The 14,066-nt window shown below is 42.9% G+C and carries 13 protein-coding genes and 1 riboswitch; of the genes, 9 read left to right on the top strand and 4 right to left on the bottom strand.

Annotated elements, in window-relative coordinates; translation table 11 throughout:
• Nucleotides 1-31: 31 nt before the first annotated feature.
• From LDO51_RS00890 to tehB, 3 genes are all read left to right on the top strand, one after another.
• Nucleotides 32-805 (top strand): topoisomerase IV, encoded by a 774-nt coding sequence (locus LDO51_RS00890; RefSeq protein ID WP_225576010.1) that lies wholly within the window; start codon nt 32-34, stop codon nt 803-805.
• 212 nt (nt 806-1,017) lie between these two features.
• Nucleotides 1,018-2,097 carry a linear amide C-N hydrolase gene (locus LDO51_RS00885; RefSeq protein ID WP_154602500.1) on the top strand — a complete coding sequence of 360 codons (1,080 nt, stop codon included), beginning with the start codon at nt 1,018-1,020 and terminating at the stop codon, nt 2,095-2,097.
• A gap of 168 nt (nt 2,098-2,265) precedes the next feature.
• Nucleotides 2,266-3,153: an SAM-dependent methyltransferase TehB gene (tehB, locus tag LDO51_RS00880; RefSeq protein ID WP_225576009.1), complete on the top strand. Its 888-nt coding sequence runs from the start codon at nt 2,266-2,268 to the stop codon at nt 3,151-3,153.
• A 172-nt stretch (nt 3,154-3,325) separates the two neighbouring features.
• On the opposite strand, the gene clcA is transcribed toward tehB, so the two are convergent.
• Nucleotides 3,326-4,714, bottom strand: a complete 1,389-nt coding sequence (gene clcA, locus LDO51_RS00875) for a H(+)/Cl(-) exchange transporter ClcA (RefSeq protein ID WP_225576008.1) — start codon at nt 4,712-4,714, stop codon at nt 3,326-3,328.
• A 271-nt stretch (nt 4,715-4,985) separates the two neighbouring features.
• On the opposite strand from clcA, the gene hcp reads away from it, so the two are divergent.
• From hcp to LDO51_RS00860, 3 genes are all read left to right on the top strand, one after another.
• Nucleotides 4,986-6,638, top strand: coding sequence for a hydroxylamine reductase (hcp, locus tag LDO51_RS00870; protein ID WP_225576007.1), 1,653 nt, complete (start codon nt 4,986-4,988; stop codon nt 6,636-6,638).
• A gap of 51 nt (nt 6,639-6,689) precedes the next feature.
• The gene (gene hcr / locus LDO51_RS00865; RefSeq protein WP_225576006.1) at nt 6,690-7,694 is read left to right on the top strand and encodes an NADH oxidoreductase; all 1,005 of its coding nucleotides are present in this window, start codon (nt 6,690-6,692) and stop codon (nt 7,692-7,694) included.
• A 326-nt stretch (nt 7,695-8,020) separates the two neighbouring features.
• Nucleotides 8,021-8,193, top strand: a riboswitch (M-box (ykoK) riboswitch).
• A 74-nt stretch (nt 8,194-8,267) separates the two neighbouring features.
• Nucleotides 8,268-9,338 (top strand): magnesium transporter, encoded by a 1,071-nt coding sequence (locus LDO51_RS00860; RefSeq protein ID WP_225576005.1) that lies wholly within the window; start codon nt 8,268-8,270, stop codon nt 9,336-9,338.
• A gap of 31 nt (nt 9,339-9,369) precedes the next feature.
• Here LDO51_RS00860 and LDO51_RS00855 read toward each other — a convergent pair whose 3' ends face one another.
• A complete protein-coding gene (locus tag LDO51_RS00855; protein ID WP_225576004.1) occupies nt 9,370-9,897 on the bottom strand; it encodes a SprT family zinc-dependent metalloprotease in 528 nt (175 codons plus the stop codon).
• Nucleotides 9,898-10,014: 117 nt separating this feature from the next.
• Between LDO51_RS00855 and LDO51_RS00850 the strand changes: the two genes are divergently transcribed.
• The 3 genes from LDO51_RS00850 to LDO51_RS00840 are packed head-to-tail and all read left to right on the top strand — an operon-like array spanning nt 10,015 to nt 11,210.
• A complete protein-coding gene (locus LDO51_RS00850; RefSeq protein WP_225577196.1) occupies nt 10,015-10,350 on the top strand; it encodes an ArsR/SmtB family transcription factor in 336 nt (111 codons plus the stop codon).
• 1 nt (nt 10,351) lies between these two features.
• Entirely contained in the window at nt 10,352-10,789 is a 438-nt protein-coding gene (locus LDO51_RS00845) for a YeeE/YedE family protein (protein ID WP_225576003.1), read from the top strand.
• A gap of 4 nt (nt 10,790-10,793) precedes the next feature.
• Nucleotides 10,794-11,210, top strand: a complete 417-nt coding sequence (locus tag LDO51_RS00840; protein ID WP_211886330.1) for a DUF6691 family protein — start codon at nt 10,794-10,796, stop codon at nt 11,208-11,210.
• A gap of 78 nt (nt 11,211-11,288) precedes the next feature.
• On the opposite strand, the gene LDO51_RS00835 is transcribed toward LDO51_RS00840, so the two are convergent.
• Together LDO51_RS00835 and metK are read right to left on the bottom strand one after the other, a co-directional pair.
• Nucleotides 11,289-12,407 carry a Fic family protein gene (locus LDO51_RS00835; protein ID WP_225576002.1) on the bottom strand — a complete coding sequence of 373 codons (1,119 nt, stop codon included), beginning with the start codon at nt 12,405-12,407 and terminating at the stop codon, nt 11,289-11,291.
• Nucleotides 12,408-12,580: 173 nt separating this feature from the next.
• The gene (gene metK, locus LDO51_RS00830) at nt 12,581-13,732 is read right to left on the bottom strand and encodes a methionine adenosyltransferase (protein ID WP_006661136.1); all 1,152 of its coding nucleotides are present in this window, start codon (nt 13,730-13,732) and stop codon (nt 12,581-12,583) included.
• Nucleotides 13,733-14,066 lie beyond the last annotated feature (334 nt).

Here is a 14,066-nt window from a genome sequence, read left to right as displayed (position 1 = left end):
AAAAGACAGATTGTTAAAAGGCAGATTCACTTTGAATACAAACAGTTCACGCAAAATCGCAGTAGTCGTTAGCATCATATTTATTATCTTTGCGCTGGGTTTTTACTGGTTAAGTAAAGATAACAACGTACTATCGACGGAAAGTAATAGCGAAATTCATTCCGAGGCCATTGCTCAAGTTGAAAAAGAACTGCCGATTTTAGTCACTATCAAAAAATTAAGCCCTGTCACTTACCAGAGCTTTGAGCCTTTAATGTCTCAATATGATCCTGCTAACGAAGATTTACGCCGTCAATTATTGGATCAGGTTGTTAGCCAATCAATGACGTTGGTCGTTGATCGCATGCCTTATGCTTCCGATGAAACAGTGATTAATTTTGTCGCTAAAGTGAACGACAATATCAAATCCTTGTTAGAGCAAGATCCATCAGGAAAAATGTGTTATGACGCGTTATTCCCACAGTTAAGGGACCCTGCGGATGTCATTCCGCCACAAAAAAGTCAAGATGTCTTATTAAAACAAGTGAGTGCGATCGATGCGTTGTTGATTTCCAGCGAAACTAGCGAGAAGCGCACAACGTTATCTGAAGTAGAGTATCAGATATTGATGGACTCTCTGAGAAGCGAATTAACAGCAAAATACGGAAATGACGTCACCATGCTGATTGATGTGAAGGCAGGGAAAAAATCACCCGCAACAGTTTGCCAAATTTCAATTAGTTTGTATGACTCTGCTCTGAATATTCCAGACAATCAGAAAAAAGCGGCATTATTACGCTCATGGTTTTCTGCAAAGAAAAAATAACAGCGGGCTGCCAATCTATTTGATTTCTTTAATAGGATTAACTCACTGGAAAACGTCAACAGTTTGATTAGGCGAGTTAATCCTTGTTGCATTTTGTTTCAATATCTATCCTCTAATAACACGCTGAAAACGATATACTGTCTAATATAAATAGTACTTATTTATTCGCGTGGCTTATCTGCGCTACTCATTCAATACCATTTGGAGGCAAGATGCGATTTGTGAAGAAAAGCATTGTTACGCTCTTAACCATCGCTGCAATTTATGTTCCTGCCATGGTTTCTCAGGCTTGTACCCGCGTTGTTTATCTCGGAGAAGACCAACAAATCATGACAGGCAGAACCATGGATTGGAAATATGATGTGGGCACCAATTTATGGATTTTTCCACGAGGTATGGAGCGAAATGGCGCAGCAGGGCCACAATCACTCAAATGGAAATCCAAATACGGTAGCGTGATAGCGTCAGGTTACGATATTTCTACGACGGATGGCGTTAATGAAAAAGGCTTAGTAGCAAATTTACTCTGGCTCGCCGAATCAAAATACCCTGAGTTAGATAATAAAAAGCCTGCGTTGTCTATTTCGTTATGGGCACAATATATGCTGGATAACTATGCCACGGTTGAAGAAGCGGTTGCCGCATTAGAAAAAACGCCATTGATAGTCGCGACTGATAAGGTTCCGGGACAAAATCGCTTAGCGACTCTGCATTTATCGCTGTCCGATGCGAGCGGTGATAGCGCGATTATCGAATATATCGATGGCAAACAAGTCATTCACCATAGCCGTAAATACCAAGTCATGACTAACTCACCGGCTTATGAAAAGCAGTTAGCGATGCAAGAGTATTGGCAAGGTATTGGTGGCACGGTAATGCTACCAGGAACCAACCGCTCAGCGGATCGTTTTGCTAGAGCTCAGTTCTACATCAATGCTATCCCACAAAAAACGACGCCAAATAAAGCGGTTGCCAGTGTGTTTGGGGTGATCCGTAATGTGTCTGTTCCATACGGTTTAACGTCGGAAACGTCTCCTGAGATTTCTTCTACCCGTTGGCGCACACTGGTTGATAGCAAGCGTCAACTCTATTTCTTTGAGTCTGCTTTAACGCCGAACATTTTTTGGACGGACTTAAAGAAAATTGATTTTTCCAATGAGACCGGAAAAGTGAAAAAATTAGATCTCGGTGAAGAGCAAAGCCATATCTATTCGGGGGATGCGACAGCGCAATATGTTGATACCAAACCGTTTGAATTTTTAGGGTTGAGTGCCGAGCAGTTGGGTTACTAAGTATTTAAAGTCAGGTTTTTAACGTCAGGTTGCTAAGCCCAAGTTTCTAAGCTCAAGATTCTGAATTTAACCTCCTGTGTAGCAGGAGGTTGATTCACATCAAATCATCCATTCTCTCTCTATGAAAACGTTGCACTATCCAGATGAACGTCATAAGATGTATTTAATATGCAACTTAAAGGTGACCCCATGACTGAATTAGTATGCTACAAAACCATGCCTGTTTGGGATAAGGCTTCGGTTCCGTTAATGTTTCAAGACCGCCATAACACCAAAGAAGACACATTTGCTCAATTGAAGGTATTACAAGGCTCTCTGGATTTTATTATTTTTAATGATGATGGAAGTGAGCAAAAATTTACTTTCGACACCGAAAACCAACCACCCGTGATTGAGCCTCAGGTCTGGCATCGTATCGCCGATTGTAGTGATGATATGCGTTGCCAGCTCTCTTTTTTATGTCGCCCTGAGATTGAATTTTATAAAAAATATGATCTTAGTATTCCGCATTCAGAAGTTCGTTACCTCTGCGAGAATAACTTGGCGAAACCGTGCAAAGTTTTGGATTTAGGTTCAGGGCGTGGGCGTAATAGCTTCTACCTTGCCCAGCAAGGGTACGATGTGACGGCGGTGGATATCAACCAAAACCATATTCAAGCCATTGAAACTGTTAAGCAGCAATCAGGTATAGAAAATATCCATGCCGCGCTATATGACATTAATAGCCACCAAATCCAAGGTGACTATGATTTGATTATTTCCACAGTCGTATTAATGTTCCTACAACGGGACAAAATTGCTGACATTATCGCGGATATGCAATCACACACTCGAGCGGGTGGGATTAATATAGTGGTATGCGCGGTAGAAACACCGGATGCACCACTGGATATGGTGCCATTTAAGTGCTTCTTAAAACCGGGTGAATTACAGCAATATTATCAAGACTGGGAAATTCTCAAATACAATGAAAACCCAGGACACTTGCATAGAACGGATGCACAAGGTAACCGAATTAAACTGAACTTTGCAACGTTGATTGCTAAGAAAAAATAACCTGCGATAGCGAAGATAATAGGTTGTAAAATTAACGAGGAAAATCAATTTATTGATTTTCGCCTGATAACACAAAGAGGGAAAAACCACGCTTTTATCCCTCTTTGTCATCAACATAATGGGTTGCCTAGGCAACCCATCTTGCGTTCTATGGTGAGGGATAAAATCAATTTTAGGGATTGGATGCTGCCGCTTGTTTTTCACTACGCTCTAAGGTTTTTTCGAGCAGCACAGAATAAAGTGGTCGACCCCCTAAGAATTGTGCCACCATCGTTGCGCCAATGCAGGTAATAATCATAGGTAAAATCAATTGATAGTTATTGGTCATTTCTAGCACTAAGACAATACCCGTTAATGGCGCACGCACTGTAGCGGCAAACAGCGCCCCCATGCCGGCTATCGCAAAGGTACCGACTTCAATAGAATAATTTGGGAACAGCTCCAGTGCCGCATAACCATAGATTCCACCAAACAGTGTACCAAGTGCTAATAACGGTGAGAAAATCCCTCCTGGCGCCCCAGAACTAAAGCTGATGGTTGAGGTTAAAAAGCGTAACGCAAAAAACACCATTAGCATGGTGATAGTGAAGCTATTGGCGACCATTTGATGGATCACACTATAGCCGCCTCCTACAACTTCAGGGGCAAACACACCGATAGCACCACAGCTCCCCCCGATCAAACCGCCCATCAAAACAAATCGTGACACTTTATTTTGGTAGAAAGCTAAAAATAGGCTTTGCAGGTAGAGCAAGAAGCGGTTAAAGCCAATTCCCACGATCCCAAATAACATACCTAAAATCAGATATAACCACAGGGTTTCCATGGGGGCAGAGGAGAATTGCCCTATATTCAATACCGCGGCTTCACCATTAATTAGGCGAAAAACAATGGTGGCACTGACGGCACCAATAAACACGGCCTTGATGGAAATCAGGCTGTATTTAAATTGTGGACGCATCTCTTCGATGATAAACAGGATCCCTGCTAATGGGGCATTAAAGGCGGTAGAAAGACCAGCAGCAGCACCCGCCGCCAATAATGTATGGCGAGATTCATTATCTTTGAGGCGAAATAGGTCATAAAACATTTGGCTAATGTTCGCCCCCAGTTGCACGGTTGGTCCTTCACGACCGAGCACCATACCGGAACCTAACGTACCTAACCCGCCGATAAATTTTACTGGGATCACGCGCCACCAACGGACAGGGCGCAAATCTTGCAATGCCCCTTCGATTTCTGGGATCCCTGAGCCCCCCGCTTCAGGTGAAAAGCGTTTAACCAAATAGTAGCCGAGCATGGCTAATAGGGCAGAAGTCACAAACATGGCAGGGATCACCAACCATTTGTTGGTGACATATTGGTTAACAGACGCGATACGAATATTGCTGACCCACTCAGTACCTAGCATAAATAGGGAGCCAATCAGCCCAACGGCGGCACCAATAATAGCCGCTAAAACAAGCACTTTGAGTGGCGTTTTATCGGATTCTTTCACGTGACGTAAAAAACTAAAATGGGTTTTGTTGTCTGATTTTGGAGTCGAATTAGCCTGCATCATCGCTTTTTGATTCTCTTAAAATGATTTAACAACAATAACTTATGAAGTATGAATGAAAGCATAGTATAGCAATACTGCTTTGAAACCCCAGCGAAAAATCAAATGAGATCAGTGAAACTGCCTATTCTACAACATTGAATAATTCTTATTTATAGTGAAAGTTAATGTAGATCAATAAACCTTCAAATAGAATTTTTTGGTGCTTTTCTATTTATTTAAAAGGGGTAATCTTAATGTTGTATATGAAATGCAACTTAAAGAGGTTTCCTCCATGTATTGTGTGCAATGTGAACAAACAATTAGAACTCCAGCAACCAATGGCTGCGCTTATTCGCAAGGTATGTGCGGTAAAACCGCTGAAACTTCAGACCTGCAAGATTTATTAGTTGCTGTCCTGCAAAGCTTATCTGCAAGTGCGGTGGTGGCGCGTGAACTGGGCATTATTGATCATGATGTCGACAGTTTCGCACCGCGCGCTTTCTTCTCTACATTGACTAACGTTAACTTCGATTCTGAACGTATTATCGGTTATGCCCGTGAAGCCATTTATCTGCGTGATAAATTAATCAAACACTGCCTGTCAGTGAATAGCGCAGTGGCATTTAACCATCCGCTTATTAACCTGCAATTAGCAGGGCAGGATATTGCTACCCTGCAACAGCAAGCGGCACAATTTGCGTTAGATATCGATAAAGCGCAAATTGGCGATGATATTCATGGCTTACGTATGCTGTGCCTGTATGGCTTGAAGGGCGCGGCGGCGTATATGGAGCACGCTCACGTTTTAGGTCAGTTTGATAACCAGATTTATGCTCAATACCATGAAATTATGGCATGGTTAGGCACATTGCCAGCGGATATGAATGAGCTGCTCGACAATGCAATGGCTATCGGCATGATGAACTTCAAAATCATGGAAATTCTGGATGCAGGTGAAACCGGGGAATTTGGTCATCCAGTTCCAACGGAAGTTAACGTACGCCCAGTTGCAGGTAAATGTATTTTGATTTCAGGTCATGACCTGAAAGATTTAAAAATGTTGTTAGAACAGACCGAAGGCACCGGCATTAATATTTACACCCATGGTGAAATGTTACCTGCTCATGGCTACCCTGAACTGAAAAAATATGCTCACTTAGTGGGTAACTACGGCAGCGGTTGGCAAAATCAGCAAGTGGAATTTGCTAAGTTCCCAGGCCCTGTTTTAATGACCTCTAACTGCATTATCGACCCTGATGTGGGTGAATATAAGGCGCGTATCTGGACTCGCAGCATTGTGGGTTGGCCGGGTGTGAAACATATTACAGGTGACAGTTTCGCCGAAATGATAGCGCAAGCGCAGGAAATGGCGGGCTTCCCATACACTGAAATCGAACACAAAATTACTGTCGGTTTTGGTCGTCAAACCCTGCTGGGTGCTGCGGATGCAGTGATTGATCTCGTTGCTCAGAAAAAATTACGTCACGTATTCTTAGTTGGTGGTTGCGATGGTAGCCGTGGAGAGCGCAGTTACTACACGGATTTCGCTCGCAGCGTACCGAAAGACTGCCTGATTTTAACGCTGGCTTGTGGTAAATACCGTTTCAACAAACTGGACTTCGGTACTTTAGAAGGCTTACCGCGTTTACTGGATGTGGGTCAATGTAACGATGCCTATTCTGCCATTATGTTAGCGGTGAACTTAGCAGAGAAATTAGGTTGTGGCGTGAATGACTTACCGCTGAGCCTGATCCTATCTTGGTTCGAGCAAAAAGCGATTGTGATCTTGTTAACCCTGCTTGCACTGGGTGTGAAAAACATTTACACCGGCCCAACAGCTCCGGGCTTCTTAACCGAAAATCTGCTGAATATTCTGAATGAAAAATTTGGTATGCGCAGCATTACCACGGTTGAACAAGATCTGGCGGAAATCCTGCCAGCGTAATTAGAAGGAACTCAGGGGGGAAGCGGCTTTCCCCCTTGCAAGGAGTAACTCATGACCATGCCAACAAGCCTATGCCCGAACAGAATGCAAATTCACTCAATTGTGCAGGAAACCCCTGATGTTTGGACTATTAACCTAATTAATCATGATTTTTACCAATATGAACCGGGGCAATATGCGCTGGTGAGTATCAGAAACAGTGATGACGTGATGCGCGCTTATACCTTGTCTTCATCGCCAGGACAAAGCCGTTTTATCTCCATTACGGTGAGACGATTAGACGAGGGTGCAGGCTCTTGTTGGCTGACTGGAACGGTAAAGCCGGGGGACTATCTTTGGTTGTCTGAGGCGCAAGGGGAATTTACATGTGCCAATGTACAAAGCCACCAATATTTAATGTTAGCAGCAGGTTGTGGCGTCACGCCGATTATGTCGATGACCCGTTGGCTGATGGCGAATCGCCCTGAAACGGATGTCAAAGTGCTGTTTAATGTGCGAGATGAAAAACAGGTCATTTTTGCCAATGAGTGGCAAAGATTGGTGCAGCAATATCCGCAGCGTTTGCAACTGTGTATCATGCCAGAAACACCCGATCACGGCGGTATTGCACAAGGTCGATTAAGCCAAGAAAAACTGCTGGAGTTAGTTCCAGATATTCATGGGCGAGTGGTAATGACTTGTGGACCTGTACCGTATATGAAAAATGTGCAGGCGTTTTCTAAGGCATTGGGCGTACCTGCGGAACACTTCTTTATGGAACGCTTTACTACTGGCGGGGATGAGGCCGTGAGTGAAGAGGTACTGAACTTAAAAATTCGTCACCGTTTAGTGAATTTTACAGTACCTGTGGGAACCTCGCTGCTGTCCGCGTTAGAACAGAATAAACAGCCGGTAATTGCAGCGTGCCGCGCGGGGGTATGTGGTAGCTGTAAAACCAAAGTGCTTTCGGGGAATTACACAACCAGCAGCACGATGACATTAACCGCAGACGAAATTGCTAACGGCTATGTTTTAGCGTGCAGTTGCCAATTACAAGGTGACACAGAAATCGCTTAATTGATTTTCGATAATATAAAATTTAATGCCTCATTAATTGCCATCTTATTATGAATATAAATAAGGTGGCTTTTTTGTTTATTAATCGATTTATTTTAGCGGCAAAAGATAATCAAAAAATAATAAAGTAATTTATAGCGTGATTATGACTTTATGTATTATGAATAATATAAGTTTCTATTAAAGTTACAAATGGTTACACGCTGAATTCTTGATATACATTAACTTAAACAAAACTTAAACGAGGGTGGGCTCTTAAAAAAAGAGCGGGGTAAAAGGGTGGTAATTGAACACTCAGTGGGTATAATTCGCGCCGCATCCAAAGTGCAGTATCTCGTTAGGCGAGGCTCCTATACAAACATAGGTTACTGATCTGACGACGTCGAGAGACGCCCAAGATTAGGACAGGATATATCGACCGAAGGTATATCCCCATGTAACTTCCTGATTTATTCAGGATACGTTGTATAGTGCTAAAACCGAGACGAAGAGATAGCAAACGCATTCTCTCATCTGGTTTCGCCCCTATGTGAGTACTGTTTGAGTAAACAACAGTAATAGGGACTAAAAAAAATGTCATTTTCTACCCAGCACAAAGCGGGTGCAGTAGCGATTGCACAATCCGCAATGAAAGACGCTCGTCAAAAGTCTAATCAAACACAACCCACTAAAATTGATGATTCAACTGTTAATGCTTATATGAGCCAATCATATTTGCCAGTATCGGTTGCCGACTCTGTGGCATGTGTGAAGAAAAGTCTTATTGAACATCTCGAAGGCGAACAAATTCCAACGTATTTATTTGTCGTAGATAGTGAAAACTATTTAAATGGAATTTTGTCCGTTAAATCATTACTTGCCTCAGCAGAAGATTTATTAGTGTCGGATATTATGCGCCACAATTATTTCTCTGTTTCCCCTGAACAATCCCGCCATGATGTTTATGATTTAATTAATCATAGTGGTTTGGATATGATCCCCGTTGTTCAGTTCGGCAAGTTGATGGGGGTATTACGTCCTCAAGATATTGCAGAGCTTATTGAAGACGAAAATACCCTCGATGCACAATTGCAGGGGGCCACTACGCCACTCGAAGAGCCATATTTAACCACCAGTCCAGTCACTTTATGGCGTAAGCGTGTTGTGTGGTTATTAATGCTGTTTGTGGCTGAAGCCTATACTGGGACCGTGCTGAAAGCGTTCGAAGAGCAACTTGAAGCCGCCATTTCACTGGCGTTCTTTATTCCATTATTGATTGGTACCGGCGGAAACAGCGGAACTCAGATCACATCGACCCTCGTGAGAGCGATGGCGTTGGGGGAAGTGAGTTTACGTAACCTCGGTGCGGTATTGAAAAAAGAAGTTTCAACTTCGTTCTTAGTGGCTATCACCATTGGTGGTGCGGCGTTAATTCGTGCCTGGATCTTAGGTGTGGGTCATGAAGTGACTATCGTGGTGAGTTTAACGATTGTGGCTATTACCGTATGGAGCGCGATTGTTTCTTCTATTATCCCAATGGTTCTGAAGAAGCTGAAGGTTGACCCAGCGGTGGTTTCTGCACCATTTATCGCGACATTTATTGATGGTACTGGCTTGATTATTTACTTTGAAATCGCGAAATTAGTGATGACGGAGTTCGCTTAAGTTCAGTCCTACCTCTTGATGCGGCAGGGAATTAACACTCTGCCGCTGACTCAATTTCTCGCTTAAGAATTTCACCGCATTTTCGACATAAATACTGGTTTTCCCCTCGCTCAACTTTGTTATGCCTTCTGATGGTAAGTTCATGAATTGTGTCGCAACCACAAAGATAACGAAAGGTTTGGCTTTTGACGCTGGTCACTGCAAAGTTGTGAGTCCGTTTCGCCGTTACCCCTAAAACAGTCTGCATCATCCATTTCCACTCATTGCCATGAGGGGCGATTCCTTTACGTCCAAATACACGGTAAACCAACAAGTGGGCGAGTTCATGAGGGATCACTTCATCTACAAAATTATCTGGATTTTCAATCAATAGCATTGGGTTGACTCGAATTTCCCAATCTTGCAAATAGGCGCTACCCGCGGTGGTACCGCGCTGTTTATAGTTGATGGTAGGTTCTGGAAATTTCTGTTCCAGCTTTTCTTCAGCTAACACTAGCTTTTCGCGCAGGGTTTTCATCACACGCTGTTGAAGATGGATGGGTACTCGGATTGTTTTCATGTCCTCAAGAATACGTGAAGTCATAGAGTTCTAACAAGTGATAATTGACATTCAATATATCAAAATATATATTATTATAAGGTATAATAATTTGCATTAGTAACAAGGGATCCAATGATGCCAAATAATGAACAACCAAACTCAGAACAGCTACTTTTAGCAATGAGCCAAGCAGCAACGCAAACTGCGTCATTATTAAAAACACTCGGGAATCCAGACCGATTATTATTGCTGTGCCAGTTAACACAAGGTGAGGCTTGTGTGAGTGATTTAGAAGCCTCGTTAGGGATTGTGCAGCCGACTTTATCGCAGCAATTAACCGTATTAAGAAATGAAGGGTTGGTCGCGACGCGTCGTGAAGGTAAGCGCATCTATTACTCCATTGCGGATGAGAAATTATTCACCTTACTCAATACCTTGTATCAACTCTATTGTCCTGTGAAGGAGATGTAAAATGACGATTGATTGGGCGAACTTTACGCCAGGCTCTGCGGCAATTGGCGGTGTTTTGATTGGTTTGGCAGTGGCAATATTATTGATTTTTAATGGGCGAATTGCAGGGATCAGCGGGATTTTAGCGGGTGTTCTTAAACCCACTAAGGGGGATACGGCGTGGAAACTGGCATTTATTGTCGGGATCTTGGTAGCTCCATTACTGTTTGTTACCTTTGTGTATACGCCAGAAGTCACTATTGCAACGAGCACGCCATTACTGATTGCGGCGGGGTTATTAGTGGGCTTTGGGACACGACTAGGTAGCGGTTGTACCAGTGGGCATGGTATTTGTGGCATGGCGAGATTTTCCCGTCGCTCTATGGTAGCGGTGGCTATTTTTATGCTGGTGGCATTTATCACGGTCGCCGTGATTAACCACTTTGGGTTAAGGGGATAAAGTGATGCCAATCATTATCGCGTTAGTTTCCGGTATTTTATTTGGGTTGGGCTTACTGTTAGCCGGTATGGGTAATCCCGCAAAAATCTTGGCGTTTCTGGATATCACGGGGAACTGGGATCCCTCGTTGTTGGTCACCATGGCAGTGGCAATGGTGATAAGCGGTATCGCATTCCAGTTAGTGAAAAAGCGCAAAACTAGTGTACTGAATTGCCCATTGCAGATCCCAACCAGTAAAGTTATTGATAAAAAATTAGTGATAGGCAGCGTGTTGTTCGGTTTAGGTTGGGGACTTGGGGGAATTTGCCCGGGACCTGCCATTTTATTAACCGGCATGGGGCTGACTCAAGGTATTTTGTTTACGTTGGCAATGATTGCAGGAATGGCAATTTTCCAGCTGTTTCAACGAACTGAAAAGTAATCAAAACGAATGAGTCAATTAATTTGGTTATTCGACCCAAAAAATGAGGCGAATAAATCAGTTAATTGACTCATCGATTTAGCACCATGAACCTGTAAATAGCGGTTCTTGGCTTAAGCGATATCGTGTACTGCGTCCACCGCTAGCACCTTCTTCAAGAAAACCATGCTCGACAAGCTCAGCTAAATGGCGTGTGGCACTTGAGCGACTCACTTTTCCCACAGCCATATATTGACGGTTATTGATCCCATCAGCAAAGTCACCATCCAGCATCCTATTAAGCACTTTTAACTGCTCTGGGCGTAAAATACGTTGGTCAAATCGATTCCAATATTTTGTTTTTTCAATAGTTAATTGGATCTGCTGCAAGGTTTCATTGATGGCACCATGTAGAGTGTCGATAAACCAAATCAGCCATTGGGTGAGGTCAACATCTCCACGTTGGGATTGTTCGAGTATTTGATAGTATTGCTTTTTTTGCTCATTGATACGTTGAGACATCGCATACAGCCTAACCGTGGTTTTCTCGGCTTGTGCTAAGGCTAAATCCATGATTAAACGTCCTATTCTGCCATTTCCATCATCAAATGGATGAATAGTGAGAAACCATAAATGGGCAATGCCAGCTCGAAGAATTGGGTCTAATGTTGAGTCATGTTGGCTGAGGTTAAACCACGACAGAAATTGTTCAATTTCATGAGGAATTTGCTCTGCTGGGGGCGCTTCAAAATGAATTGTGGGTTTATCTAATCGCCCAGAGACAACTTGTATTGCACTAGATCTAAAGCATCCAACGGTGATTTTATTAAACAGGTTATCATTCGCAAGAAACATTAATGCATGCCATTGGCAAAGCCGCGCAGCTGTTAAAGGCTCTTCAAGGTTGTTAATCGCATCTAAGGCGGATTCAACTAAGCCTTGTGTTTTTTTATCTATCGGAAAAGGCGCGTTATCGGAAATGCCCAAATGGTTAGCAAGAGAAGAGCGTACAGAACGTGCATCGAGCTTCTCGCCTTCAATATCACTGGAATAAATGATATTAGAAAGGATGTTATCTAATACGTATTGGCGGGTATCAAAGGTATCGCATCGACCATTAAGTTTGCCTTGAAGAAAAACAACATCGCGCAGTTGTGTTTGTAACTGCGTTTGGTCATAGGTAAATGTAGGCCAATTAGGTTGCTCCCAAATCCACATGTTGCGCTCCGATGAGGTGAATACTAAATCTATTCTACCCAAAAAGTGAGGCGAATAGAAAAGTTATTTAACTCATCACATCAGTGAGCAATTTTAGACATAAAAAACCCATCATTAAGATGGGTTTTTATTCAGCTGATTTTTGCGCTTAGCGTCAGGGACGTTAGCGAAAATTACAGGCCAGCAGCTTCGCGCAGTTGAGCCGCTTTGTCGGTTTTTTCCCACGGGAATTGTGGACGACCAAAGTGACCGTAAGAAGCGGTTTGTTGGTACATTGGGTGTAATAAATCCAGCATTTGAATTAGACCGTAAGGACGTAAGTCAAAGAATTCACGGACTAATTTCACGAGTAATGCTTCGTCAACTTTACCAGTACCGAAAGTTTCTACCATGATAGAGGTAGGTTCTGCGACACCGATAGCGTAAGAAACTTGGATTTCACAGCGGTCAGCTAAACCTGCTGCAACGATGTTTTTTGCAACATAACGCGCAGCATAGGCAGCAGAACGGTCAACTTTTGATGGATCCTTACCGGAGAATGCACCGCCACCGTGACGAGCCATACCGCCGTAGGTATCAACGATAATTTTACGACCCGTTAAACCGCAGTCACCCATTGGTCCACCGATAACAAAACGGCCTGTTGGGTTGATGAAGTATTTGGTCGCTGGAGATAACCATTCAGCAGGCAGAACCGGCTTGATGATCTCTTCCATAACCGCTTCGTGTAAAGCTTTTTGGTCAATATCTTCTGAATGCTGTGTGGACAGAACTACCGCGTCAATACCGACAATTTTGTTGTCATCATATTGGAAAGTGACTTGGCTTTTTGCATCTGGACGTAACCATGGCAGTGTGCCATTTTTACGAACTTCAGCTTGGCGCTGCACTAAACGGTGCGCATAAGTCACCGGTGCTGGCATTAATACGTCAGTTTCGTTAGTTGCATAACCAAACATTAGGCCTTGGTCGCCAGCACCTTGTTCTAAAGGATCTGCACGGTCAACACCTTGGTTGATATCTGGTGATTGTTTACCAATTGCGCTTAATACTGCGCAAGAGTTGGCATCAAAGCCCATGTCTGAACTGGTATAACCGATTTCGCGAACGGTTTTACGCGTAATTTCTTCAATATCGACCCATGCACTGGTAGTGATTTCACCACCAACCATGACCATGCCGGTTTTGACATAGGTTTCGCAAGCTACGCGCGCTTTAGGGTCTTGTTCAAGAATAGCATCAAGGACCGCATCAGAAATTTGGTCTGCAATTTTATCAGGATGCCCTTCTGATACGGACTCAGAAGTAAAGAGGTGTGTAGACATGAGATTAATACCTTAAGAATTCAAAGAACATTATAGTTGGATGTTTTAACATCTAGACGGCTATTCTAGACTTTTCATTAGAGAATTTCTACCAATTTTTAAGCTATAAAATGATAAGGGTATAATTCATTAATTCAGTTCGTTTTATTATAAAAATAGCATTTTAGATAATTTGCTTTTGCATTTTGGGGCTATTCAAGGTATAAACTGCGACCGTAGCGGATGGTTGTAATTTCCCGCTATATACCAGCAGGTCAGCTATGAATCTGCTTTCTATCAGGAATGTTTATAACCGGTTAAATTTTAATACATTATTAAAATTTTCAAGGGGAAA

This window comes from Providencia alcalifaciens (assembly GCF_020271745.1).
GTDB lineage: Bacteria > Pseudomonadota > Gammaproteobacteria > Enterobacterales > Enterobacteriaceae > Providencia > Providencia alcalifaciens_B.
The sequence above is the reverse complement of the archived record's forward strand: the minus strand, read 5'-3'. Positions and strand labels throughout refer to the sequence as shown.